We start from the raw sequence: 21,074 nt of genomic DNA, 5'->3' as shown, positions 1-21,074 counted from the left end.
CCCCCACCTCGGGAGGTGGGGGCCCGCCGTCGTGGAGCGTCCTGCGGATCAGACGCGACCGTAGGTGACGGCGCTCGTCCAGATCGCGCGCTTGGAGACATTGGTGCGCGAGTTGCCGGCGTCGTACATCTGGCCGTTGCCGGCGTAGATGCCGACGTGCCAGGCGGGGGCGCCGAAGAAGACGAGGTCCCCCGGCCGCGGCGAGGAGACGCGGGTGGCCGCCTGGCGCTGGGCCTCGGCGGTGCGCGGCAAGCTCTTGCCGTGCTGGCGGAAGACATAGCTCGTGAAGCCGGAGCAGTCGAAGCCGGACGGCGTCGTGCCGCCGTAGCGGTAGGAGTGGCCGACGTAGCGGGCGGCGGTCCCGAGGACCGAGCTGCTCGAGGTGTTGCCGGAGGAGCTGCTGCCGCCGGACGAGCCGCTGGAGGAGCCGGTGAGGCCCATGCGCGAGCCGGTGGCCGGGCCGACGACGCCGTCGGCCGTCAGGCCGTGGCTGCGCTGCCAGCGCTGGACGGCGCTGCGGGTGGCGGGCCCGAAGACGCCGTCGGCGGAGATGCCGACCTTGCGCTGGATCTGCTTGACGACGGAGCCGCGCGAGCCCTGACGGACGAGGCCGGAGAAGTTCGTACGCGTCGTGCTGCCGGAGGAGGAGCGCGAGCTGCCGCTGCTCGAGGACCCGCTGAGGCCCATCGCGGAGGCGGTGCGGGGAGCAGGCGTGATGAAGACCAGTTCATCAGGACACGAAAAGGTCACGGGGAGGTCAGGCAATTTTCAGGGGCGACTCAGTGAACGCCAAGTGACGAGGGTCCTGTCGACCGTCGTGCCTGATCAGGAGGGTGCCGGACCCTCCTCGAGGGTCGCCGTCCACGTCGTGCCCGCATCGGTCGTGGGTGTGGAGAACTTCACCTCGTCACCCTTCGCCACCGTGAAGTCGCTCCGGGTGTCGTTGAGGTTGATCCCCCCGGTCTTGCCCTCCGGCGCCATGTCCTCGCTCGTCGAGAACTCCACGGCGTCTCCGTCGACGGACTCCACCTCGACGTCGAAGTCGCCGACGAGGCTGTTGGCGATGGTGGTCGAGGCGCCCTCGGCGGCATCCACCCGCACGACGTCCGGGGAGTCCGATGCGGTGATCTCCAGGTGCATGGTCGCGTCCTCTCCGGCGCCGGGGTCGCCGCCGCACCCGCTGAGGGCGAGGGCGAGGGTGGGGAGGAGCAGCATCAGGCGTCCGTGACGGCGGTAGGACATGCTCGCTCCTCAGGTGGTCGGTGCGATCCATCATGGTCGAAGGGAGGGCGCGGCGCGATGGGGAGTTCTCCCCTTCCCGTTCGCGAGGGCCGTGCATAAGGTCGGACGGCGAGCCGCAGTCACACCACACCAGGGGAGAACGATGACCGTCAGCCACGGTGCCGATGCCGAGCGACTCAGGGATGTCGGGCGGGAGCTGACGACGAGCTCGCAGCTGCTCGGGGACGTGGCGACGTCGGGCCGGGGCATGGCCGAGCTGCTCGTCGGCAACTGGTCGGGACCGGACCTTGACTGCTTCGTCGGGCAGGACTGGCCGATGGCGGAGAAGGTCGTCCTCGACAGCTCGGAGATGCTCCGTGCCATGGGGGACGCGGTGGTCGGCGAGGCCGACGAGCAGGAGGGCGCGAGTGCCGCCGACGGCGGCGCGACGGGTGGTGGCGGAGGGTCGGGCGCTCCCGGGGAGCAGGGTGACCGGAGGCAGGGCGACGATGGTCAGTCGCGCCCTGCGGAGCACTATGGCGAGCTTCCCCCCGAGGTGCGGGAGGCGTGGGAGGGCTATACCGAGGACGAGCGGGAGCTGATCGTCCGGGAGGCGATCCGTGAGCGGGCGGAGCACTACGGCATCGACAACCCGGCGGTGCGGATCGACGACAGCATCGACGGCAACGGGGTGTGGCGGGAGCGCAACTGGTTCCTGGGCCCCGAGGTCGTCATCAACGAGGACATGATGGACGACCCGATGGTCCTGCACACGGTCTTCCACGAGATGCGCCATGGCGGACAGCACGAGGCGATCCGCGATGCCGACCCCACCTTCCCCTGGGAGGACCCGGAGTGCGACCACGGGACGACCGAGGAGGAGGTGCAGGAGTGGAAGGAGAACTTCGACGACTACCAGTCCCCGCCGACCGAGGAGGAGTGGGAGAACGACCGCGCGGCCGCTCAGGAGAAGTACGACCGGTACTTCGACCAGCCGGTGGAGGTCGATGCCCGGGAGGAGGGCTCGGAGTTCGTCGAGGGGATGACTCCCGAGGAGCTCGACCGCCTGCTCGAGGATGCTGAGGAGCGCCAGGACAACCTGGACTACGACGGCCCCAACCCCTCCCTTCCCCATTGAGCGGCAGCACCCGACCCGGCGCAGCGCCGGTCCCCGGGGACTCCTCCCCATCTACAGCGCCTCGGTGGCGGCATAGGCTCGAGCTCGACAAGATGACGAGCAGGAGGGAAAGGCGATGGCGACGGTCAGCCATGGAGCGGACGCGGATCGGCTGAGGCAGGTGGGGCAGGAGCTGACGAACAGCTCCCAGCTCCTCGGCGACGTGGCGACCACGGGTCGGGGGATGGTCGAGATCCTCGCGGGGAACTGGTCCGGTCCCGACCTCGAGCACTTCGTCGGTCAGGGCTGGCCAACGGCGGAGCGGGCGGTGTACTCGGCCTCGGAGATGATCCGGACGATGGCCGACGGCGCCGAGCGGAATGCCGAGGAGCAGGACCGCACGAGCCAGGGTCAGGGCGCCGGTGGGTCGGGCGGCGCCGGCGGCGGAACGGGCGAAGGGGGCGGCGCCGCGCCACTCCCGAAGGGCACCCAGGGCAGCCCCGACTACGAGGGGGACTACGAGCTCGACTACGGAAGGCTCGACCCCGAGATCTACGACGCCTACATGGCGCTCGAGCCGGAGGAGCAGCAGGCGGTCCTGCAGGAGATCGTCAACCGGCAGGCGGCCGAGATGGGGATCGACCCGCCTCCGGAGATCATCTTCGACGACGAGCTCATCGAGAAGGGGTACGCGGGGACGTGGAGCGAGAGCAGCGGGGAGCTGCGCATCAACCCGCAGACGGCCGCCAACGACCCGCGGATGGCGATGAACACCGCGGTCCACGAGATGCGCCACGCCCAGCAGCACGACGTCACGAACGAAGCCGTCCCGAACTGGCTGCAGCGACTCTTCGGCGCCGAGACCGAGGCCCCTGAGGGATTCACCGACGAGCAGGCGGAGACCTGGCACGAGAACCAGAACAACTACGAGTCCCCGCCCTCCGAGGAGGAGGCGGAGGACATGACGCAGGCCGAGATCGACGCGCAGTACGAGGCCTACTTCGACCAGCCGACCGAGGTGGACGCCCGCCGGGCGGGAGAGCGGTACATCGACGACCTGACGATCGAGGAGTTCGAGGACATCGTGGAGGCCTCCCAGTGACGAACCGACCCCTCACCCACGCCGACCCACAGGAGCAGGCATGAGCGACAACGGCACGGCAGCACCCACCCTTCGCGACCTCGTCACCGACTACCTCGAGAACCAGGACCTCGAGCACCTCACCCGGCTGCGCGCCGCGGTGGTCGGGTCCGCGACCTTCGACCCCGACCTCAACCTCCTCGGCGAGGTCACCCAGCACATGGAGGCCGGTCGCCACCAGGAGGTCGTCGACGCGGTGACCGCGAAGATGCCCGGTGCGGCGCTCAACCCGACGGCCCACCTCGCGCTCTCCGCGGCCCTCGAGGCGCTCGGCGACGAGCAGGCGGCCCGGCGCGAGAACACCATGGCCAAGATCGCCGTGAGCAGCGTTCTACTGACCGGCGACGGGACCGAGGAGAGCCCGTGGTCGGTCCTGCGCGTCGCGGACGAGTACGACGTCATGCGGGCGAAGGGGATCACCCCCGGCGGGCAGTCCGCGAGCACCGTCGATGGTCGGGTCGTCGACCGGCACGAGACCGAGGACGGTCCCGTGTGGTTCGTCATCGACCGTCCGAGAACCTGATCGCGTCGGCCTTCGGGAGGGGGCATGCGGTGCCCGTGCCCGATGACTTCCTGCCGCTGCGCACGGACCGCCTGACCCTGCGGGCGCACACCGAGGACGACCTCGATGCGCTGCTCGACTACTACGCCGACCCCGACGTCGCGCGGTACCTGCTCACCCCACCCTGGACGCCGACCTCCGCGCCCGGCCACCTCGCCGAGCGCATCCCGCGGACCGGCTTGGACACCCCTTCGCGGGCCCTCGCCCTCGTCGTCGAGCACGAAGGGAGGGTCGTCGGTGACGTCGTCCTGTGGGCCATCGACCCGGCGGGGGCGACCGCGGAGATCGGGTGGGCCTTCCACCCCGACGTGGCCGGTCGCGGGTTCGCCACGGAGGCGGCCGGCGCGGTCCTGGAGCTCGCCTTTGCCCGCTACGGGGTCCACCGTGTCGTGGCCCAGATGGATGCCCGCAACACGAGCTCGGCCGCTCTGTGCGAGCGACTGGGGATGCGGCTCGAGGCCACCCATCGGCAGGACTACTGGAGCAAGGGGGAGTGGACGGACTCCCTCGTCCACGCCGCCCTCGCGAGCGATCGTCCGCGCGATGTCGGGGACGCGATCGTCGTCAGCGCCGTCGTCCTCCCCGATGCCGAAGGGGCGGTGCTCACCGTGCGCAAGCGGGGGACCGCGGCCTTCATGCATCCGGGCGGCAAGCCGGAGCCGGGGGAGTCGCCCGCCGAGTGCGCGGTGCGCGAGGTCGAGGAGGAGCTGGGCCTGGAGCTGGACCGCGCGCGGCTCGAGCTCGTCGCCGTCCACCGGACGGCTGCGGCCAACGAGGCCGGACGCTCGCTCATCGCGAGCGTCTTCCGCCACCCGGTGCTCGAGGGGGAGACTCGGCCCGAGGTCGCCCCGGCCGCGGAGATCGAGGAGGTCCGCTGGACCGACCCGAGCCAGCCGCTGCCGGACGACGCGGCACCGCTGCTGCGCCTGGTCGTCGCCGGCGGAGGTGCTCGATGAAGGTGGTCGATCCCGCCGGTCAGACGTGGCGCGTCTCGCGCCGGTGGATGCCGTGGCGGCGCAAGGCGCACGTCGACAACTGGGGCGACGTGCCGACCGTGGACGGTCTGGGTGATGACCCGATCAGCGCGATCATCGGCGGCCTCCTGCTGCTCCTGCTCATCCCCTTCGTCGTCCTGGCGGTCCTCGTGGCGCTCGAGCTGCTCCTGCTGCTGCTCCTGCTGCCCTTCGTCGTGCTCGGGCGGGTGGTCTTGGGACGGCACTGGCGGGTCGAGGCCCGACGCGGCTGGGATCCGGTCTGGGAGGACGAAGCGGGAGATTGGGGAGAGAGCGGTCGAAGGATCGAGGCCGTCGCCGAGCTCATCCGACGGGGCGAGCTGCCGCCGCACAACCTGTCAATGAATGGTTGACGTCACGTCAGAAGTCAACCTAGGGTTGACGCATGAACCTCAAGGGCAACGGAACACCCCTCGGCGTGCTCGTCGGCCTGGGTGCGGTCGCGCTGGTCGTCGGCGTGGGGATCGACGGCTTCTTCGGCGGGATGCTGCAGGGGGCCGGGCTCGCGCTCGTCCTGCTCGGCGTCTACGGGCTCGGCATGCGGCACCGAGCCGACGGCCGGGCCGACCGTGGCGAGACCCCCGAGACCTGGCTGCCGAGTCGTGACGACCGGGGCTGAGCGCGACCGCCTCGCCGAGGGCCTCGGCGCCGCGATCCTCCAGGGCCTCGACGCCGATGGTGACCCGGCCCAGCACCTGGCGCTCGTCCGGCGCGCCGCGGCCGCGGAGGACGAGGTCGCCGAGTTGCTGCGTCAGTCCGTCCTCGCCGCCCGGGCGGCCGGCCACAGCTGGGCCGCGCTCGGCGCGGAGCTCGGCATGAGTCGGCAGGCGGCCCAGCAGCGCTTCGGTGACCGCAAGGGGGTCGCGGTCGACGCCGAGGACGGCGAGGACGCCGAGCGCTGGCTCGGTCCGGTCACCGCCTTCGACGAGATGGCCGAGCTCGAGCTCGCCGGGCGCCAGGGGTGGCGCACCGTGGGTGCCGGGATGCTCAAGCACCGGGTGCGGCGCACGCCGACGCAGTGGGAGCACAAGCGCATCGTGTGGACCGGGCCGATGCGCCGCTGGGAGCGGGACGGCTGGGAGGTCGCCGTGCGCGCCTTCCCCTGGGTCTACCTCGTGCGCGACACCGGCCTGCCGGCCGAGTCCCGCTGAGCCTCAGTCGCGCAGGGCCGCCACGCCAGGTCCGGTGACGCCGTCGAACCCGGCTCGGCGGCCGGTGACGACGAGGTAGAGGTCCTGCATGCGACCGCTCGCCTCCGGTCCGGTGCCATGGGTCCAGTCCGTGTCGGTCGCGCGCAGGGTGACGCCGTCGATGGGCAGGTGGGCGAAGACCTTGCTGTTCCTGCCGCCGGCGTAGCCGATGACGTGGTCGGCGCACGGGGCCAGTTGGTCGGGCGGCAGTTCGGGGTCGATGCCGAGGGGCAGGGTGACGTCGAGGGTGTGCGCGTGCAGGTCGAGCAGGGCCTCCATCCCTCCGAGTCCGGGGAAGGTGCGACGGCTGCCGATGAGCGCGCGGATCTTGGCGACGAGTTCCTCGGTCGAGTGGCGGCTGGCGATCTCCTGGGAGCCCTTGTGGATCAGCCTGTTGGTGCTGCCGGGGTGGCGGAGCGCGAGCCGCACGATGTCGAGGGTGGACATGTCGAGCATCGTCAGGTGGCCGGCGACGTCGCGGACGGTCCATCCCGCGCACAGCGAGGCGGTGTCCCACTGCTGTGGGGTCAGCGTCTCGAAGAGGTCGACGAGGTAGCGGCGCCGGGTGTCGACGGCTGCCCACAGGATGTCGGTGTCCATGGCGTCCTCCCGCTGTGCGGACCCATCAAGTAGTACGATCCTAGGACTATTAAGAGTCCGTGGGAAGGGCTCCGAGGAGGGAATCCGTGGCCCGTCGGCTACCGCTCAGCATGTTGATGTTCCTGGCCCACCGCGCGGCCGAGGACCGGGTCTTCGAGCGGCTCGGCGAGGCCGGGCACGAGGACATCACCCGCGCCCAGGGACGCCTGCTCGCCGGCATGGACGAAGGGGGGACCCGTCTCGTCGTCCTCGCCGAGCGGGCCCGCGTGGCCAAGCAGACCGCCGTCGCGCTCGTCGACAAGCTCGAGGAGGCCGGGTACGTGACCCGCGAGCCGGACCCGAGCGACGGCCGCGCCCGCCTCGTCGTCCTCACCGACCGCGGCTCCGCACTCGTCCCGCCCGCCCGCGCGGCGGAGGTCGAGACCGACGAGGAGTGGACCCGGGTCCTCGGCGCCCGGCGCGCCGCCGCCCTTCGCCGCGCCCTCGAGGACCTCAGGGAAGTCGTCGACCCGGAGTGGGCGCACGAGGCGGGGCACTGAGACCGCATTGCCCTACGGCACTGCAGGGTCTCGACGTCAACAGACCGTATTTCCCGACGGCAATGCGGTCGCTTGGCCTGCGTTTGGCAGAGAAGGGGGGCGAGGAGTTGACTAGGCAGGTCCCCCCTTCGTCATCCGAGAGGAATGCATCGTGCGCACCGTCAAGGCCTGGGCGGCTCCGTCCGCCACCGAACCCCTCGAGGCGACCACCATCGAGCGTCGCGACCTCGGGGACAACGACATCCTCATCGAGATCGCCTACGCCGGCATCTGCCACAGCGACATCCACACCGCACGCAGCGAGTGGGGCGAGGCCCCGTACCCGCTCGTCGTCGGCCACGAGATCGCCGGCACCGTCGCCGAGGTCGGCTCCGCGGTCACCCGGCACGCCGTCGGCGACCGGGTCGGCGTCGGCTGCATGGTCAACTCCTGCCGCGAGTGCGAGCAGTGCCGCGCCGGCAACGAGCAGTACTGCCCCCAGCAGGTCGGCACCTACAACTCGACCGACCGCGACGGCACCATCACCCAGGGCGGCTACTCGACGCACATCGTCGTCGACGCCGACTTCGCGCTGAAGATCCCCGAGGGCATCGGCCTCGACGTCGCCGCCCCGCTGCTGTGCGCCGGGATCACGACGTGGTCGCCGCTGCGCCGCTGGGGCGTCGGCGAGGGCTCGAAGGTCGCGGTCGTCGGCCTCGGCGGGCTCGGCCACATGGGCGTCCAGCTCGCCGTCGCGCTCGGCGCCGAGGTGACCGTCCTGTCGCAATCGCTGAAGAAGCAGGAGGACGGCCTCGCGCTCGGCGCGGTCGACTACCGCGCCACGAGCGATGACGAGACCTTCAAGGACCTGCGCGGGAAGTTCGACCTCGTGCTCAACACGGTGAGCGCGCAGCTGCCGATCCGCAAGTACCTCGGCCTGCTCAAGCCCGAGGGCACGCTCGTCAACGTCGGCGGACCGGTCGAGCCCTTCGAGGTGCCGGCCTTCTCCCTCATCATGGGCGGCCGCTCGCTCGCGGGGTCCAACATCGGCGGCATCCCGCAGACCCAGGAGATGCTCGACTTCTGCGCCGACAAGGGCATCGGCGCCAAGATCGAGGTCATCCCGGCCGAGAAGGTCAACGAGGCCTGGGAGCGGGTCGTCGCCTCCGACGTGCGCTACCGCTTCGTCATCGACGCCGCGACGATCTGAGGCCCGGGTCGCTGCACGGTCACCCGTCGAGGGTGACCGTGCAGTGCGTGCCCGAGTCCGTGGAGCGCGTGCCGGGGAGCGCCGCCGCGTGACGAAGGGGGAACCTCGACTCATCCCTGACCTCCCGTTCACCCTCGGGGAGGTGCGGGTCGGGAGCATGGGCGCGACCCCCCTTCGCCCACCCGTGAGGTCCACCCATGTCCCGCACGCTCCGTCGCCTCGTCGGCCTGGCCGGCGCCGCCGCGCTGGTCGCCGTCCCGTCGCTCCCGTCGCAGGCCGCCGACCAGGCCACGACGCAGTCCACGACCGCCCTCGCCACGACGGCGACGCCCCTGACCGTCGCCGACGCCATCGGCCGGCAGGACGGTTCGACGCAGACCGTCCGCGGATACGTCGTCGGTCAGCCGGTAGCCAGCAACGAGGTCGTGACGAGCGGCTTCCCCAACGACTACGCGATGGCCATCGCGGCGAGTCCGTCCGAGAGCGACACCTCGCGCATGCTCTACGTGCAGATCCCGTCCGCGCTGCGCTCGCAGTGGGGCCTGGCCTCCAACCCCTCGCTCAGGGGTGAGCAGGTCGACGTCACCGGATCCCTCGAGGCCTACTTCTCCCACGCGGGGCTGAAGGGCCCGAGCACGATCGCCCTCGCCGACGGGAGCGAGCCGGAGGAGCCCGAGGAGCCGGGTGACCCGGGCGAGCCGACCGACCCCGGCAGCTACTACACCGGCACCGAGGGGCTGAGCGGACAGGCGCTCAAGGACCGGCTGCACACGATCATCAGCGACCAGCAGGTGCTCTCGTACTCCGAGGTCTGGGACGGCATCAAGGACGTCGACGAGGACCCGCAGGACACGAGCAGCGTTCGCCTCCTCTACAAGGGCACCAGCTCGCCGAAGTCGAACAACGGTGGGGGAGTGGACAACTGGAACCGCGAGCACGTCTGGGCCAAGAGCCACGGCGACTTCCGCACCGCCGCCGGACCCGGCACCGACCTGCATCACCTGCGCCCGACCGACGTGACGGTCAACAGCGACCGCGGCAACCTCGACTTCGACAACGGCGGGAGTGAGAACGACGAAGCACCCGGCAACCACAGCGACTCCGACTCCTGGGAGCCGCGCGACGCGGTCAAGGGTGATGTCGCGCGGATGATCTTCTACATGGCCGTGCGCTACGAGGGGGGACGACGGCTTCGCCGACCTCGAGGTCAACGACCAGGTCGACAACGGCTCGGCTCCCTACATGGGCAGGCTCTCGGTCCTGAAGGAGTGGAACGAGACCGACCCGCCGAGCGCCTTCGAGGAGCGCCGCAACGAGCGGATCTTCAGCAACTGGCAGGGCAACCGCAACCCCTTCGTCGACCACCCGGAGTGGGTCGAGTCGATCTTCTGACGGGCGGTCTTGACCCTCACATCGTGTGAGGCAGCACGCTGGGTCCATGACCGACACCGCGAAGCCCATGTCGATCGGGCAGTTCTCCTCCCGGAGCCGCCTCAGCGTGCGGATGCTGCGCCACTACGGCGACCACGGCATCCTCGTGCCCGCCGAGGTGGACCCGAGCAGCGGCTACCGCCGCTACGTCGAGGAGCAGCTGGTCGAGGCGGCGCACGTCCGCCGCCTTCGCGACGTGGGGTTCACCGTGTCCGCCATCTCGGTCCTCCTCGCCGCCCGCGGCACCGAGAGCTACCGGCAGGCTCTGGTCCTGCAACGGTCGGCCCTCGATGACGAGCTGCGCGCCGCCCGGGAGCGACTGGCACTCATCGACCAGCTCCTGGATCAGGAAGGATCCACCATGTCCACCATCACCGTCACCCGCGAGACCGTCCCGGCCCGCACCGTCGTCGCCCTGAGGGGCACCGTCCCCGCCTACGACCAGGAGGGCCGCCTGTGGGGGCAGCTCATGCCTGCCGTCGGGCAGCAGCAGATCACCCCCATCGGTCCCTGCGGGGTCTTCGAGCACGACCCGGAGTACCGCGAGTCCGACCCGACCCTGTCCATCTGGCTCCCGGTCCCGGCGGGCACCACCGTCGAGGCGCCGCTCGAGGTGCACGAGCTCCCCGAGCAGCAGGTCGTCATGGCGCGGGTCGAGGGCCCCTACACCCTCATCAGCGAGGCACACACCCGGATCGAGGAGCACCTGCGCTCCGCGGGCCTGACCCCCGCGCCGCGTCAGGGGCTGGACGACCCGATCGCGACGCTCGGGTTCAACCGCTACCTCGTCGACCCCTCGCAGGCCGCACCCGAGGACCTCGTGACCGAGGTCTGCGTGCCGCTCGCCTGACCCGACCGGACGAAGGGGGGTGACCGCGCAGCTCGACGCGCGGTCACCCCTTCGCCAGCGGGCCTGACAGGATCGGGGCATGCACTCTCCCGTGCCCGACTACCTGGCCGAGGTCGCCGACGCCTGTGCCGTCACGACCTCCGGCGAACCCGCCTCCTACATCCCCGAGCTGGCCACCGTCGACCCCGACCGCTTCGGCGTCGCGATGGCCACCGTCGACGGCACGCTCTACTCCGTCGGCGACGCCCGGCACGAGTTCACGATCCAGTCGATCTCCAAGGCCTTCGCCTACGGGCTGGCGGTGCGCGAGCTCGGGCTCGAGGCGGTGCTGACCAAGGTCGACGTCGAGCCGTCGGGCGACCCCTTCGACGAGCTGTCGCTCGAGCCGAGCACCGGCCGCCCGCGCAACCCGATGATCAACGCGGGGGCGATCACGACGCACGCGATGATCGGCGGTCCCGACATCTGCCCGATGGGGCGCTTCGAGGCGATCCACCGCCTGCTGTGCGACCTCGCCGGTCGCGAGCTCGCGGTCGACGACGAGGTGTGGCGCTCCGAGATGACGACGAGCGACCGCAACCTCGCGATCGCCCACCTGCTGCGCAGCCACGGCATGATCAGCGACTCTCCCGAAGAGGTCGTCAGCGCCTATGCCCGACAGTGCGCCGTGCTCGTCACCGCCGAGGACCTCGCGGTCATGGCCGCGACCCTGACCAACGCGGGCGTGCAGCCGGTCACCGGTCAGCGGGTCTTCTCCGGCGACCAGGTGCGTCACCTGCTCTCGGTCATGCTCACCTGCGGCATGTACGACTCCGCCGGCGACTGGGTCTCCTCCGTCGGCATCCCCGCCAAGAGCGGCGTCGGCGGCGGCATCATCGGTGCCCTGCCCGGCCAGGTCGGCATCGCGACCTTTTCTCCGCGGCTCGACGCGCACGGCAACAGCGTGCGCGGGATCGAGGTCTTCGAGCGGCTCTCCCGCGACATGGGGCTGCACCTGATGGAGGTCGCGCCGCCGGCGCGCTCGGTCGTGCACGCCACGCGCGTGGAGGGCAGTGGTGATGATGCGGTGCGGGTCCTCGAGCTCTCCGGGACCATCGGCTTCACCGGTGCCGAGCGGATCCTGCGCCGCCTGGCCGAGCACCCGCTGGAGGAGCGTCGGGTGGCCATCGACCTCTCCGGGGTGCACGCCCTGCACGGTCCGGCCCGGATGATGCTCCTCGAGGCAACCCGGCGGATGCGGCTCGACGGCTACGAGGTCCATCTCGTCGATCCCGACGACGTCCTGCCCGATCCCGATCCGGGCGACGGCCGCCTGCTCGAGCCGCTCCCTTCGTCGGTGTGACCGTGCTGCGCCGCCTGATCTATCCCGTCCCGCCCTTCGCCGGTGTCGACCACGAGACGACGAAGGGTGGCACCCATCTGATCCACCACCGCGCCCCCGAGGGTGGGCGCACCATCGTCTACCTGCACGGCAACGGGTCGGACCTGGCCTCGATCAGCCCGCTCGCCGGCCTCTTCGCTCGGCACGGGCTCGGCTTCGCCGCCGTGGAGTACCCCGGGTACGGGCCGGCCGCGGGTCGGCCGATCAGCCAGCGCGCGATCCTCGACGCCGCCCGCGACGGCCTGGCGCACCTGCGGGCCGAGGGTCTCGTCGCGGAGCGGACCGTGCTCGTCGGGGAGTCGCTCGGGTCCTCCGTCGCCGCGCACCTCGCCGCCGAGGGCCTGCTGAGCGATGGGGCCGGGAGGGGCAGACTCGTGCTCGTCTCCCCGTTCACGTCGATGACCGCGATGGTCCAGCGGGTGGTGCGGATCTTCCCCCGCAGGCTCGTGCCGGACGGCTGGGAGACCGACACCCTGATCGAGCGCATCGACGTGCCAACGCTGCTCGTGCACGGCGAACGCGACGACCTCGTCCCACCCGCGATGAGCGAGCAGCTCGCACTCGGCCTGGCGACGGCCGAGCGAGTGGTCGTCCCCGGGCGCACGCACAACGACCTGTGGGAGGCGCCGAGCGAGTGCCTGCGGGTCGTGGCCGACTTCGCGGGGGGTGCCGTCACGCAGGACCTCGAGGACTAGGATGTGTGCATGGTGCAGATAGTCGGCTGGGCCGCCCACGAGGCGGCGGTCGAGCAGCTCGTCCGGTCGCACGCAGCGATCCCCGACGGTGCACCGGTGCGCCTGGCCAAGCGCACGTCCAACCTCTTCCGGGCGCGGGCCGCGTCCGACACCCCCGGGCTCGACGTCTCCGGGCTGGCTGGGGTCATCGAGGTCGACCCGGCAACCCGGACCGCGCAGGTGCAGGGCATGTGCACCTACGAGGACCTCGTCGCGGCGACGCTCCCGCACGGCCTCATCCCGCTCGTCGTCCCGCAGCTGCGCACGATCACCCTCGGTGGCGCGGTCACCGGGCTGGGCATCGAGGCGACGAGCTTTCGCAACGGTCTGCCGCACGAGTCGGTCCTCGAGATGGACGTGCTCACCGGGTCCGGGGAGGTCGTCACCGCGCGGCCGGACGGGGAGCACGCCGACCTCTTCCGCTCCTTCCCCAACTCCTACGGGTCACTCGGCTACGCGACCCGCCTGCACATCGAGCTCGAGGCGGTGCCGCCGCGAGTGGCGTTGCGGCACCTACGGTTCGACGACGTCACGTCTGCCACCGGGGCGATCGAGAAGATCGTTGAGGCCGGCGAGCACGCGGGCGTGCGCGTCGACGCGCTCGACGGGGCGGCCTTTGCTCCCGACGAGGTGTACCTGACCCTCGCGACCTGGACCGACGAGGACGGGCCGACGAGCGACTACACCGGCCAGCAGATCTACTACCGCTCGCTGCAGGAGCGCACGCGCGACCTGCTGACGATGCACGACTACCTGTGGCGGTGGGACACCGACTGGTTCTGGTGCTCGGGCGCCTTCGGCGTGCAGCATCCCCTCGTCCGACGGGTCTGGCCGCGGCGCTGGCGGCGCTCCGACGTCTACCACCGGCTCGTCGGGCTCGACCGCCGGTTCGACGTCGTCGGGCGGCTCGACCGTCGGGCCGGGCGCCCGCAGCGCGAGCGGGTCATCCAGGACATCGAGGTGCTCGGTGAGCGCCTGCCCGAGTTCCTCGAGTGGTTCGACGCCGAGGTGGGCATGCGGCCGGTCTGGCTGTGCCCCCTTCGTCTGCGGGAGGTCGACGGCGACGTCCGCACGTGGCCCGGCTACCCGCTCGAGCCCCGCCGCACCTACGTCAACGTCGGGTTCTGGGGCACGGTCCACGTCGGTGACGACGCCCCGCAGGGGCCGACCAACCGCGCCATCGAGGCCAAGGTGCACGAGCTCGGTGGCCACAAGTCGTTGTACTCGGAGGCGTTCCACCCGCGCGAGGTCTTCGACGAGCTGTACGGGGGGATCGCGCTCGCCGAGGTCCGGCGACGCTACGACCCGACCGGCCGCCTGACCGGTCTCCACGACAAGGTGGTGCATACCCAGTGAGCGCGATCCGGATCGCCGATGCGCTGGCGGACATCATGCCGGCGGACCTGCCCGTGCGCCTCTCCGCCTACGACGGCAGCGATGCCGGGCCGCCCGATGCCCCGATCGGACTCGAGCTGCGCACCGAGCGCGGCCTGCGCTACCTGCTCACCGCACCCGGCGACCTCGGCATGGCCCGCGCCTGGGTGGCGGGCGACCTCGTCGGCACGGGCTTCCACCCCGGCGACCTCTACCCGGTGCTCGACCTCATGAGCAGCACCGACCGGTGGCGGGTGCCCGGCCCGGCCGACGCGCTGGCCCTCGTGCGCGGCCTGGGGTGGCAGCACCTGAACCCGCCACCGCCTCCGCCCCAGGAGCACCTGCCGCCCTGGCGTCGGTTCGTCGAAGGCGTCCGCCACAGCCGCTCCCGCGACGCCGACGTGATCCACCACCACTACGACGTGTCCAACCGCTTCTACGAGCTGGTGCTCGGGCCGTCGATGACCTACACGTGTGCGGTCTACCCGACGGCGGATGCGACGCTCGAGCAGGCGCAGGAGCACAAGTACGAGCTCATCGCGCGCAAGCTCGACCTGCAGCCGGGGCAGCGGTTGCTCGACGTCGGTTGTGGCTGGGGCGGGATGGTGCGGCACGCGGCCCGGCAGGGGGTGCGGGCGCTGGGCGTGACGCTCTCGCGGGAGCAGGCCACCTGGGCGCAGGAGGCCATCGAGCGTGAGGGCCTGGGCGGCCTCGCCGAGGTGCGGCACATGGACTACCGCGACGTGACCGAGGGCGACTTCGACGCGGTGAGCTCGATCGGCCTGACCGAGCACATCGGGGTGCGCAACTACCCGGCGTACTTCGCGGCGCTGCGGGAGCGGCTGCGCCCCCACGGTCGGCTGCTCAACCACTGCATCACGCGCGACCACAACCGCTCGACCCGCACCGGCGCCTTCATCGACCGCTACGTCTTCCCGGACGGGGAGCTCACCGGCTCGGGGACGGTCCTGACCCACCTGCAGGACGCCGGGCTGGAGATGCAGCACGCGGAGAACTTCCGCATGCACTACGCCCGCACCCTCGCCGGCTGGGTCGACAACCTCGTCGAGCACTGGGACGAGGCCGTCGCCGAAGTGGGTGAGGGCACCGCGCGGCTGTGGGGCCTGTACCTCGTCGGCTCACGGATCGGTTTCGAGCGGCGTGATGTCGAGCTGACGCACATCCTCGCGACGAGGACCGATGACCGCGGGGGCAGCGGCTACCCGCTGCGGCACACCTTCTGACGCGCATCTCCCCGGGCAAATGCGCGGATGTCCCTGACGGACGCGCATCTCCCCGGGCACATGCGCGGGTGGGCGGGGACGTCGGCCGGGGCCGGGGTCGGTCTGCCCCCTTCGGGTGGAACCGACTCAGACGTGCCCGCTGAGCTGGGCCATCCGGGTCTCGAGGGCGGTGAGCATCGCGCTGCAACGCTTGTCGGCGTCCTTGCGGGCCGCCTTGCCCGTCGCCTCGCCGGGCTCGGTGCACATCGGCAGCACGTCGACGGACAGGCGCGCGCCGCCGGCGAGGGAGCGCAGCTCGTCCAGCTTCGCGGCGAAGGGGGACCCGCTGCCGGGGGAGTAGTAGCGCACGGCCTCGTCGACGTCGTCGGGGAAGAGGTCGGACTTGGTGACGACGATGACCAGCCACACCGGCTTGTCACGGCGCAGCGCCATGGACGCGATGCGGTGCGCGGTGATCGTCCAGTCCTCGAGCTCGGCGGCCAGTTGCTCCTCGCGGGTGGCCTGACCCTCGCCGGTGGTGCCGCCGGTGCGCCGCGGGGTGGCGTGACCCCAGGCGACGACGTGCAGGACGCCGTCGACCGGGTCATCGTGGAAGACCTCGTCGAGGGCACCCAGACGCGTCGCGGCGTTGTCGCCGGGGACGACCCGGAAGCGGAAGCCGCGCCCCTTCGCCGAGCGCCGCGTGCGCCGCTCCATCGTCGCGGAGCCGACCTCGACCGTGCTCTCGGCGGAGGTGCGTCGGGCGAGCCGGTCAGCCAGCCGGGTCTTGCCGACGCCGGTCATCCCGGTGACGGCGACCGCGGGGAAGCGGCCCCGGAAGAGGTGGCTCAGCTGGTGCGGCGCGGTCGACAGCGCCGACAGGGCGGTGCCGGCGATCGTCGTGCCGACGGCCGTGCGGGTGGCGGAGGACATGCGCGCCATGTCAGCCCAGCGCCTTCTTGACGTCGGCGAGCGAGGGGTTGGTCGCGGAGGAGCCGTCGGGGTAGAGCACCGTCGGCACCGTCTGGTTGCCGGCGTTGATCGTCTCGACCAGCTCGGCGGTGCCGGGCGTGGTCTCGATGTTGATCTCCGTGTACCCGATGCCCTCGCGGTCGAGCTGCGACTTCAGCCGGCGGCAGTAGCCGCACCAGCTCGTGGAGAACATCGTGACCGTGCCGTCAGCGGGCAGGTCGAGGCCGGGGGGCAGGATCTCGCGCACGTTCACCCCACCAGCCAACCACGAGTTCCCCGGAAATCCCGCACCCGGGGCGCCTCAGGCGGCCTCGACGTGGTCGAAGGGGACCGTGAGCACCGCCCCGCGGCCGCGCACGTGGAAGCGGGTGCGGCCCCGTTTGACGACGACCCCGACGAACCCCTGGTAGCGCCCCGGGGTGAGCACCCGCACCCGGTCACCGACGGACACCGCGTCCCCGGACCCCTCGCGCTCGGCGGCGAAGCGCAGCGCGGTGAGCTGGCGCTCGTAGGCGGCGGACATCACCGCAGGCACGCCGTGGTGGGTCCAGGTGAAGACGGCGTCCGGGTCGAATCTGCTGCTGCACTGCCGGCAGGAGCTGACCTGGGTCGGGCGCCGGTGCCGGTCGATGGTGTGGCCGGCAGGACAGGTGCCCACCCAGGCCCCGGGGACGCTCGGTGCGTCCTCCGGCAGGCAGCGCTCGGGAGAGGCGCCGACCCGGCGCGCCATCGCCCGCCACGTGGGCCCGTGCCCGTGCCGGGGACCGACGAGGGCGTGGGCGATCTCGTGCAGGACCGTGTCGCGGACCTGCTCGGCCGAGTGCAGTCGGGTCAGGGGCGCGCTCAGGCCGATCGTGCGCTCGGCGGAGCGGCACACGCCCGCGCGCTTCTTGGCCCGGTCGAGGACGAGGTGCCAGTCGTGCAGCCCGTGCTCGTCCATGAGCTCGCGAGCCATGAGCCGTGCCTCCCCGATGTCCATGGCAGGAGATTAGGCGGCGTGGGTGACAACCCCCCTTCGCGCCGTGGGGCTGTGGAATAACCCCGGCTGGACGGGAGGTTGTGGATGGTGTGCTCCCCAAGCTCTCACTCCTCGACCTGGCCACCGTGGGCCGCGACCAGCCGATCAGCGAGGCGCTCGCCGACACCGTCACCCTGGCGCAGCGCGCCGACGAGCTCGGCGCCTTCGAGCGGTTGTGGTTCGCCGAGCACCACAACATGTCGCGCATCGCCTCGGCCGCGACCTCCGTGCTCATCGCCCACATCGCCGCCCGCACCGAGCGCATCCGCGTCGGCTCCGGCGGCGTCATGTTGCCCAACCACTCACCGCTGGTCATCGCCGAGCAGTTCGGCACCCTCGCCGAGCTCCACCCCGGCCGCATCGACCTCGGCCTCGGCCGCGCCCCCGGCACCGACGGCGCCACCCTGCGCGCGCTGCGGACCGACCCCCGGGCCGCGGAGGCCTTCCCCCAGGACGTGCGCGAGCTGCAGGGCTACCTCAGCGGCGAGACCCTCATCGACGGCATCCACGCCTACCCCGGCCGCGGCACCGGCGTGCCGCTCTACATCCTCGGTTCCTCCCTCTTCGGCGCCCAGCTGGCCGCCGCCCACGGCTTGCCGTACGCCTTCGCCAGCCACTTCGCCCCCGATGCCCTGCAGCAGGCCGTGCGCGTCTACCGCGAGCGGTTCACCCCGAGCGACCAGCTCGCCGCGCCGTACGTCATCGCGGCCGCCAACGTCATCGCCGCCGACGACGCGGCGTCGGCTGCCGAGGCCGCCGACCAGGTGCTGCGCGCCCGGGTGCGCATGCTCGCCGGTCGGGTGGGCACCGACGCGACCATCGACGACGACATGGTCACGGCCCTCATGGACACGGCCGTCGGCGCCCAGGCGCGGCACATGCTCACCCACACGATCGTCGGAGACCCCGACGGCGTCGCCGCGGGTCTGGCGGAGTTCGCCGAGCTCGCCGACGCCGACGAGCTGATGCTCACCAACCCCGCCACCGGCCTCGACCGGCGCCTGCGCACCCTTGAGATCGTCGCCGGCCTGCGCGCGGCGAGCTGACCCCCCTTCGACCCCGCGGATGCCGATCTGACCAAGTCCGCACGGTTGCTGTCCGATCCCTGACGCCCCGGGGATGGAGTCGTGACGAGGTCCTCGTCTAGCGTCGAGGTGAGGGGTCGGACGGACCGCGAGGGGGTCCCGACCGCCCCGGTTCCGAGGCTCCCTGGCCCCGGGACCACCCCTGATGGATGCCCCCTTCGCACGGATCTCCTCCCCGGTGCGAAGGGGGCATCCTGTGTCCGCGGGAACCTCCTGACGAAAGTCCGGAAGGATCCGGTGCATACCCTGACCGAAGTCTGGTCGAACGGGCCCTGCCGCGGCCGTACATTCCCTTCACCCGGCCGGCGCGACCGCGCCCCGGACCGACCGAAGGGTGCATCGAATGAAGCGTTCCGCCACCGTCCTGGCCCTGGCCGCCACCGTCTCCCTGGGGGCGACGAGCGTCGTCCACGCGGGTGAGACCGAGGAGCCGACCTACCAGGAGTTCAAGACGCAGACCCTCCAGGACGAGGACCGCCAGTACATCGTCAACGGGGACATCCCGGTCTCCGGGGAGCGGCAGCTGCGCGATTTCTACCAGGGTCTGGTGGAGCCGTCGCACGAGGCCAACCTCGTCGTCAACACGGTCTACGGCAAGGACGACGTCTGGTCCGCCAGCCAGGCGAAGAACCTCACCTACTGCGTCAGCACGAAGTTCGGCTCGGACCACGCCCGGGTCCGCGACGCCATGGCCAGCGGCGCCGCCCAGTGGGAGGCCGCCAGCTCCGGCGTCGACTTCACGTACGTCGCCGCGCAGGACGGCAAGTGCACCACCCGCAACAACAACGTCCTCTTCTCCGTCGAGCCGACCAGGACGAAGAGCTACATCGCCCGCGCCTTCTTCCCCAGCACCCCGAAGCGGCAGCGCAATGTCCTCGTCTCGACGAGCCAGCTCTTCAACGCCGGGTCGTGGACCCCGAGCAACATCATGGCCCACGAGCTCGGCCACACCCTCGGCTTCCGCCACGAGCACACCCGGCCCGAGGCGGGCACCTGCTTCGAGGACAACAACTGGCGTCCGCTGACGCCCTACGACTCGTCGTCGATCATGCACTACCCGCAGTGCAACGGCACGAGCGATGACCTGAGCATGACCTCAGCGGACCGCGAGGGCATCCGCTCGGTGTACGGCTCCTGAGCGACCGCTCGGGTGCGTGAGCGGCGCCCCCTTCGTCCGGATTTCCTCCCCGGGCGAAGGGGGCGTCGTGCCGTCCACGAGCGGGGTGCGGGCCCCTCGCGATGATGAAGGGGTCCTCATGATCGGTTCATGGTGGCTTCACCGATCCTCCCTAGATTCATCCACGAGGCCAGCCGCAGGGGCGGGCCCGGATGCTCAAAGGTACGCCACCATGAAGCGTCTTCTCTCCACGATCGCCGCCTCCGGGCTGCTCCTCACCGCGGCGGTCGCCACGGCCCCCACCGCCTCCGCCTCGGACCGCACCTGCCGCGGGACCATCGGCGCGGTCACGGTGGACAACGTCACCGTGCCCAAGGGCGCCACCTGCAAGCTGCGGGGCACCCGGGTCAAGGGCAACGTCAAGGTCAACTACGACTCCTACCTCAGCGCCACCTACGTCAGCGTCGATGGCAACATCCAGACCCAGGGCCACCGCTGGCTCACCGTCACCTTCTCCGACGTCGAGGGCAACACCCAGGCCGAGAAGGGCAAGGGCATGAACATCCGTCGCAACACCGTCGACGGTGACATCCAGGTCTTCGACAACTACGCCTGGTCGAAGAACATCTGGAGCAACCGCGTCGACGGCAACCTGCAGTGCAAGAACAACCGCCCGGCCCCCGCTGGCAAGTACAACGTCGTCAAGGCCGACAAGGAGGGTCAGTGCCGCTCGTTCTGATCGAGCGCTGACCTCTCCGGTCGAGGACGTGGCCCGTGGCCGCGTCCTCGACGCGTGTCCGGGGGCATGATGGGCAGATGGACGACATCGAGGCCTTCTGGCAGCGCGCGCAGCAGCATGCGGACCTCGCGTCCGTCCCCTCCTACATGGGCGTCAACCAGCTCGCGGTCCTCAGGCCGCCGGCCTGGGCCTTCGGCGCGACGCCGGAGCAGGCGGACGAGCTGCTCGAGCTGGTCCTCGCGGGGACCAAGACCGCGACCGCCTCCGCGTTGTGGGACTACGAGGCCGAAGGGGAGGACCTCCCCACCGAGGGCACGCTCGGCATCGTGACGGACGGGGAGGGCCGGCCGCGGGCACTCGTCGTGACCTCGCGGGTGCGGACCGTTCCCTTCGACGAGGTGGACGCGGAGCACGCCACGGCCGAAGGGGAAGGCGACCGGTCCCTCGAGTTCTGGCGACGGGTGCACGAGGACTTCTTCACGCAGCACGCGAGCCATGACCGGGGCTTCGCCACGGACATGCCCGTCGTGCTCGAGGAGCTGCGGGTCCTGTACTCGGAGTAGCGCAGGTCGCAGGAC

The 21,074-nt window shown here is 71.3% G+C and carries 25 protein-coding genes; 19 read left to right on the top strand and 6 right to left on the bottom strand.

Annotated elements, in window-relative coordinates; genetic code table 11:
* Positions 1 to 48 precede the first annotated feature (48 nt).
* Positions 49 to 750, bottom strand: a complete 702-nt coding sequence (locus JAN01S_RS05860; RefSeq protein ID WP_244884769.1) for a C40 family peptidase — start codon at positions 748 to 750, stop codon at positions 49 to 51.
* Positions 751 to 825: 75 nt separating this feature from the next.
* Positions 826 to 1,242, bottom strand: a complete 417-nt coding sequence (locus tag JAN01S_RS05855) for a hypothetical protein (RefSeq protein ID WP_068315069.1) — start codon at positions 1,240 to 1,242, stop codon at positions 826 to 828.
* Positions 1,243 to 1,384: 142 nt separating this feature from the next.
* Here JAN01S_RS05855 and JAN01S_RS05850 point away from each other — a divergent pair, with 142 nt between their 5' ends.
* The 7 genes from JAN01S_RS05850 (at position 1,385) to JAN01S_RS05820 (ending at position 6,205) form a co-directional block, all read left to right on the top strand.
* Positions 1,385 to 2,359: a hypothetical protein gene (locus JAN01S_RS05850; RefSeq protein ID WP_068315066.1), complete on the top strand. Its 975-nt coding sequence runs from the start codon at positions 1,385 to 1,387 to the stop codon at positions 2,357 to 2,359.
* Positions 2,360 to 2,474: 115 nt separating this feature from the next.
* A complete protein-coding gene (locus JAN01S_RS05845; protein WP_157075617.1) occupies positions 2,475 to 3,440 on the top strand; it encodes a hypothetical protein in 966 nt (321 codons plus the stop codon).
* A gap of 40 nt (positions 3,441 to 3,480) precedes the next feature.
* Complete coding sequence (locus JAN01S_RS05840) at positions 3,481 to 4,002, top strand: DUF4919 domain-containing protein (RefSeq protein ID WP_068315058.1); 522 nt, start codon at positions 3,481 to 3,483, stop codon at positions 4,000 to 4,002.
* 29 nt (positions 4,003 to 4,031) lie between these two features.
* The gene (locus JAN01S_RS17705; protein ID WP_084360056.1) at positions 4,032 to 4,997 is read left to right on the top strand and encodes a GNAT family N-acetyltransferase; all 966 of its coding nucleotides are present in this window, start codon (positions 4,032 to 4,034) and stop codon (positions 4,995 to 4,997) included.
* Complete coding sequence (locus JAN01S_RS05830; RefSeq protein WP_068315056.1) at positions 4,994 to 5,407, top strand: hypothetical protein; 414 nt, start codon at positions 4,994 to 4,996, stop codon at positions 5,405 to 5,407. The genes JAN01S_RS17705 and JAN01S_RS05830 overlap by 4 nt, the downstream gene beginning before the upstream one ends.
* A 32-nt stretch (positions 5,408 to 5,439) precedes the next feature.
* The gene (locus tag JAN01S_RS05825; RefSeq protein ID WP_068315053.1) at positions 5,440 to 5,673 is read left to right on the top strand and encodes a hypothetical protein; all 234 of its coding nucleotides are present in this window, start codon (positions 5,440 to 5,442) and stop codon (positions 5,671 to 5,673) included.
* Positions 5,657 to 6,205: a hypothetical protein gene (locus tag JAN01S_RS05820; protein WP_068315050.1), complete on the top strand. Its 549-nt coding sequence runs from the start codon at positions 5,657 to 5,659 to the stop codon at positions 6,203 to 6,205. The genes JAN01S_RS05825 and JAN01S_RS05820 overlap by 17 nt, the downstream gene beginning before the upstream one ends.
* Before the next feature lie 3 nt (positions 6,206 to 6,208).
* Here JAN01S_RS05820 and JAN01S_RS05815 read toward each other — a convergent pair whose 3' ends face one another.
* The gene (locus tag JAN01S_RS05815; protein ID WP_068315047.1) at positions 6,209 to 6,844 is read right to left on the bottom strand and encodes a maleylpyruvate isomerase family mycothiol-dependent enzyme; all 636 of its coding nucleotides are present in this window, start codon (positions 6,842 to 6,844) and stop codon (positions 6,209 to 6,211) included.
* A gap of 110 nt (positions 6,845 to 6,954) precedes the next feature.
* On the opposite strand from JAN01S_RS05815, the gene JAN01S_RS05810 reads away from it, so the two are divergent.
* The 8 genes from JAN01S_RS05810 (at position 6,955) to JAN01S_RS05775 (ending at position 15,586) form a co-directional block, all read left to right on the top strand.
* Positions 6,955 to 7,383: a MarR family winged helix-turn-helix transcriptional regulator gene (locus tag JAN01S_RS05810; protein ID WP_068315044.1), complete on the top strand. Its 429-nt coding sequence runs from the start codon at positions 6,955 to 6,957 to the stop codon at positions 7,381 to 7,383.
* 151 nt (positions 7,384 to 7,534) lie between these two features.
* A complete protein-coding gene (locus JAN01S_RS05805) occupies positions 7,535 to 8,572 on the top strand; it encodes an NAD(P)-dependent alcohol dehydrogenase (protein WP_068315041.1) in 1,038 nt (345 codons plus the stop codon).
* A 197-nt stretch (positions 8,573 to 8,769) separates the two neighbouring features.
* The gene (locus JAN01S_RS17305) at positions 8,770 to 9,993 is read left to right on the top strand and encodes an endonuclease (protein ID WP_068315038.1); all 1,224 of its coding nucleotides are present in this window, start codon (positions 8,770 to 8,772) and stop codon (positions 9,991 to 9,993) included.
* Positions 9,994 to 10,010: 17 nt separating this feature from the next.
* Positions 10,011 to 10,853, top strand: a complete 843-nt coding sequence (locus tag JAN01S_RS05795) for a MerR family transcriptional regulator (RefSeq protein WP_068315035.1) — start codon at positions 10,011 to 10,013, stop codon at positions 10,851 to 10,853.
* Between the two features lie 79 nt (positions 10,854 to 10,932).
* The gene (locus JAN01S_RS05790; RefSeq protein WP_068315032.1) at positions 10,933 to 12,195 is read left to right on the top strand and encodes a glutaminase; all 1,263 of its coding nucleotides are present in this window, start codon (positions 10,933 to 10,935) and stop codon (positions 12,193 to 12,195) included.
* Positions 12,192 to 12,929 carry an alpha/beta hydrolase gene (locus JAN01S_RS05785; RefSeq protein ID WP_068315029.1) on the top strand — a complete coding sequence of 246 codons (738 nt, stop codon included), beginning with the start codon at positions 12,192 to 12,194 and terminating at the stop codon, positions 12,927 to 12,929. The genes JAN01S_RS05790 and JAN01S_RS05785 overlap by 4 nt, the downstream gene beginning before the upstream one ends.
* A gap of 9 nt (positions 12,930 to 12,938) precedes the next feature.
* Positions 12,939 to 14,324, top strand: coding sequence for an FAD-binding oxidoreductase (locus JAN01S_RS05780; protein ID WP_068315025.1), 1,386 nt, complete (start codon positions 12,939 to 12,941; stop codon positions 14,322 to 14,324).
* The gene (locus JAN01S_RS05775; protein ID WP_068315023.1) at positions 14,321 to 15,586 is read left to right on the top strand and encodes an SAM-dependent methyltransferase; all 1,266 of its coding nucleotides are present in this window, start codon (positions 14,321 to 14,323) and stop codon (positions 15,584 to 15,586) included. Before JAN01S_RS05780 ends, JAN01S_RS05775 begins: the two co-directional genes overlap by 4 nt.
* A 126-nt stretch (positions 15,587 to 15,712) precedes the next feature.
* Here JAN01S_RS05775 and JAN01S_RS05770 read toward each other — a convergent pair whose 3' ends face one another.
* The 3 genes from JAN01S_RS05770 to JAN01S_RS05760 all read right to left on the bottom strand — a co-directional run bounded on the left by JAN01S_RS05770 (position 15,713) and on the right by JAN01S_RS05760 (position 17,516).
* On the bottom strand, positions 15,713 to 16,498 hold the full coding sequence (locus JAN01S_RS05770) for a GTPase domain-containing protein (protein ID WP_244884768.1): 786 nt from the start codon (positions 16,496 to 16,498) through the stop codon (positions 15,713 to 15,715).
* A gap of 10 nt (positions 16,499 to 16,508) precedes the next feature.
* Positions 16,509 to 16,730: a mycoredoxin gene (locus JAN01S_RS05765; protein ID WP_068315092.1), complete on the bottom strand. Its 222-nt coding sequence runs from the start codon at positions 16,728 to 16,730 to the stop codon at positions 16,509 to 16,511.
* Positions 16,731 to 16,838: 108 nt separating this feature from the next.
* Entirely contained in the window at positions 16,839 to 17,516 is a 678-nt protein-coding gene (locus tag JAN01S_RS05760; RefSeq protein ID WP_068315017.1) for a SprT family zinc-dependent metalloprotease, read from the bottom strand.
* A gap of 89 nt (positions 17,517 to 17,605) precedes the next feature.
* Here JAN01S_RS05760 and JAN01S_RS05755 point away from each other — a divergent pair, with 89 nt between their 5' ends.
* From JAN01S_RS05755 to JAN01S_RS05740, 4 genes are all read left to right on the top strand, one after another.
* Positions 17,606 to 18,601, top strand: a complete 996-nt coding sequence (locus JAN01S_RS05755; protein ID WP_068315014.1) for an LLM class flavin-dependent oxidoreductase — start codon at positions 17,606 to 17,608, stop codon at positions 18,599 to 18,601.
* Positions 18,602 to 18,983: 382 nt separating this feature from the next.
* Positions 18,984 to 19,778 (top strand): M57 family metalloprotease, encoded by a 795-nt coding sequence (locus tag JAN01S_RS05750; protein WP_068315011.1) that lies wholly within the window; start codon positions 18,984 to 18,986, stop codon positions 19,776 to 19,778.
* A 211-nt stretch (positions 19,779 to 19,989) separates the two neighbouring features.
* On the top strand, positions 19,990 to 20,496 hold the full coding sequence (locus JAN01S_RS05745; protein ID WP_068315008.1) for a hypothetical protein: 507 nt from the start codon (positions 19,990 to 19,992) through the stop codon (positions 20,494 to 20,496).
* 77 nt (positions 20,497 to 20,573) lie between these two features.
* Entirely contained in the window at positions 20,574 to 21,059 is a 486-nt protein-coding gene (locus tag JAN01S_RS05740) for an ASCH domain-containing protein (RefSeq protein ID WP_068315005.1), read from the top strand.
* The last annotated feature ends 15 nt before the right edge of the window (positions 21,060 to 21,074 follow it).

The organism is Janibacter anophelis NBRC 107843 (genome assembly GCF_001570945.1).
Taxonomy (GTDB): Bacteria; Actinomycetota; Actinomycetes; order Actinomycetales; family Dermatophilaceae; genus Janibacter; species Janibacter anophelis.
Note: the sequence above shows the minus strand (reverse complement) of the source record. Positions and strands in the feature narration are given on the sequence as shown.